This is a genomic window from Stenotrophomonas sp. 2YAF22 (assembly GCF_052114665.1).
Classification (GTDB): Bacteria; Pseudomonadota; Gammaproteobacteria; order Xanthomonadales; family Xanthomonadaceae; genus Stenotrophomonas; species Stenotrophomonas indicatrix.
Map to the genome: position 1 here is coordinate 1 of NZ_JBFRFE010000706.1, position 2,010 is coordinate 2,010.

Here is a 2,010-nt window from a genome sequence, read left to right on the forward strand (position 1 = left end):
CCCCGATGTACAAGGTTGCCGGCCAGCGGCCGGCACTACCGCATCACTTCGCGGGCGACGTGGACTCTTCGCGCTCCTGCACCTGCGCCTGGCGCATTTCCTTTTCCTCCGCCCGCAGCGACTTCACGTCCAGCTTGCGGATGGTCTTGATGAAGCACGGCATGCGCGGGCCAGCGGTCGGGTCACGTACCAGCACCTTGTCGAACGGCGCCGAGACACGGCCCATGTGGCTGGTCAGGCCGATCGCTGGCGCGTAGGACAGATCCGGGCACGGCCCGCTCAGCTCCAGCAGGTAGGCCTCGCTGGGCTTGGTCCAGACCGCCAGCGCACTGTCGCCCAGTTCGGTCCAGCCGTTTAGGCTGCCGAAGAACTGCATGTCCTTCTGCGGTGCGCCGGCGTGGGCACGATACAGCTCCAGCTTCTCGGCACTGCCCAGGCGGCCGGTGGTGGCACAGCCAGCCAGGGCCAGGCACAGCCCGGCGATCAACAGTGGGGTCTTCATGGCCATCTCCACAGGGGAACTGTGCCGATCATGCACCCGCCGGGGTGGTGCCGGCGCGACGGCCGGCAGCCTGGTTCAGGCCCTGCATCGAATCCGGTAGTCGCCAACCTTGGTTGGCGCTCGGCCGGCCGCTCAGACGTCGGCGTGGGCCAGCGCGTGCAGGCGCCCTTCGCGCAGCTCCAGCACCCGGTCCAGACGCCGGGCCAGGCTGCGGTCATGGGTCACCAGCACCAGGCTGGTATGCCGCGCACGGTTGAGCTCCAGCATCAGCTCGAACACCGTCGCAGCGGTGCGGTCATCCAGGTTGCCGGTCGGCTCGTCGCCCAGCACGCAGGCGGGGTGATTGACCAATGCACGCGCCACCGCGGCGCGCTGGCGTTCACCGCCGGACAGTTCGCCGGGCTTGTGGTCCAGGCGATGGCCCAGGCCGACCGATTCCAGCAGCGCAGTCGCACGCGTACTGGCCTCGGCCACCGCGGTACCGGCCAGCATCACCGGCATCATCACGTTTTCCAGCGCGGTGAATTCCGGCAGCAGGTGGTGGAACTGGTAGACGAAACCCAGCGCCTGGTTGCGCAACAGGCCGCGCGAGGTGTCCGACAGCGCCGACATGYGCTGGCCGGTGACATACACCTCGCCCGCAGTCGGCGTGTCCAGCCCGCCCAGCAGGTGCAGCAGCGTGCTCTTGCCGGCACCGGAGGCACCGATGATCGCAACCGTCTCACCTGCAGTCACCGTCAGGTCCAGCCCGTCGAACACCGGTGTCTGCATGCGCCCTTCGGCGTAGGTCTTGCCCAGCCCTTCGGCACGGATCACTTCATCGCCGCGGTTGAAGACCTTATTCATAGCGCAGGGCCTCCGCCGGCTGGGTGCGTGCTGCCCGCCAGGCGGGATACAAAGTGGCCAGGAAGCTCATCAGCAGCGCGACCAGGGTGATCACCACGATGTCGCTGGTCTGCATGTCGGTCGGCAGGCCGGTGATGTAGTACACGTCCTCCGGCAGCAGCTTGACGTTGAACACCGATTCGATGGCGCCGAGGATGCGCTCCAGGTTCAAGGTCAGGGTGATGCCGCCGATCAGGCCTGCAAGGGTGCCAAAGATGCCGATCAGCGAGCCCTGCACCATGAACACCTGCATCACTCCGCCCGGGGTCAGGCCGAGGGTGCGCAGGATCGCGATGTCGGCCTGCTTGTCGGTCACCAGCATCACCTGCGAGGACACCAGGTTGAAGGCGCCCATGGCGATGATCAGCGAGAGCAGGATGCCCATCACCACTTTTTCCATGCGCAGCGAGTGGTACAGGTTGGCGTTCTGCTGGGTCCAGTCGCTGACCCGATAGGCACCGCCGAGGTTCTGCGCCAGGTCCACGCCCACCTCCAGCGAGCGGTCCATGTCATGCAGTTTCAGGCGCACGCCGGTGGCGCCATCGGAACGCAGTACGCGCTCCAGGTCTTTCATGTTGGCAAAACCCACACCGCGATCGACCTCGTTGTAACCGGCCTCGAAG

General features: G+C 66.6%; 3 protein-coding genes. All 3 read right to left on the minus strand.

From position 1 onward, the window contains the following. Positions 1–43: 43 nt before the first annotated feature. Complete coding sequence (locus tag AB4Y84_RS20175; RefSeq protein ID WP_223494819.1) at positions 44–502, minus strand: DUF6491 family protein; 459 nt, start codon at positions 500–502, stop codon at positions 44–46. Positions 503–634: 132 nt separating this feature from the next. Further along, positions 635–1,348 (minus strand): lipoprotein-releasing ABC transporter ATP-binding protein LolD, encoded by a 714-nt coding sequence (gene lolD, locus AB4Y84_RS20180; RefSeq protein ID WP_442250772.1) that lies wholly within the window; start codon positions 1,346–1,348, stop codon positions 635–637. Next, the coding region (locus tag AB4Y84_RS20185; protein WP_442250773.1) for an FtsX-like permease family protein at positions 1,341–2,010 on the minus strand (670 nt) is incomplete at its 5' end. The genes AB4Y84_RS20185 and lolD, both read right to left, overlap by 8 nt.